Consider the following 796-nt stretch of genomic DNA (forward strand, 5'->3'; position numbering starts at 1 on the left):
GTTCGGCTTTTGGTGGGTAAGCAAGTCTGTGCTTTTGAAACTCGTGTCGCCTATCGTTCAATTCAGCCTTATAGCTATTATCACTTGGTTTATCCTGAAGAAATTACCGCGCTCCAGATTCGTAACTCTGAACGTGTCACGACAAATATTGAGGCTGAAATAGATAGCGACTTCGATATTTTTGGTGAATGGCCTAAACCTGCTTATATTGATAACTTAAGCAAAACTGGTGCAAGAATGTCTTCTCCCCAGTCATTGGGTGAAAAGGGGCATGAGCTTTTGGTGTCTTTTGAGCTGAGTGCGAGCGGTGTGACTAAGAGAATTTGCCTTCCGAGTATTATCCGCAATATAGAGCTAAATACCGATGAAGAAGTTGGTGAGGAAGGTCGCTATATTGTCGGTATTCAGTTTGTGAACCTGACTGATGAGTATGTGTTAACACTTTCCAGCTACATTTACGAAAATGAACGAAGATAAGGCAATGAGCCAAGCAAGTTTTACTNTTGGTTTGGTGCTTAACCCTCTAGCTGGAATGGGTGGGCCGGCTGCGCTTAAAGGTAGTGATGCAGCATCTACCACAGAAATAGCGATTTCCAGAGGCGTAGAGGCCAAGGCGGCCGATAGGCTAAGAGCGGTTTTAGTCGGTCTGAAAGATTTAGTTTTGCAGGGTAGATTGGCTTCAGTATCATTTTTGTGTGCAGGTGGACAGATGGGCGGAGATATCTGTTCAGAGTTTGCAGATGTCTTTGATATCGAGGTTTTGTTCCAGCCTCCTGAATTAACTCGAGCTGACGAT

Annotated in this window: 1 protein-coding gene; it reads left to right on the forward strand. The window is 44.3% G+C overall.

All coding sequences use genetic code 11. From position 1 onward, the window contains the following. Positions 1–477, forward strand: a 477-nt coding sequence (locus A3729_RS23395) for a flagellar brake protein (protein WP_068634346.1), incomplete at its 5' end; no start/stop codon positions are given. Positions 478–796 lie beyond the last annotated feature (319 nt).

The sequence above is a fragment of the Oleiphilus sp. HI0043 genome (assembly GCF_001634935.1).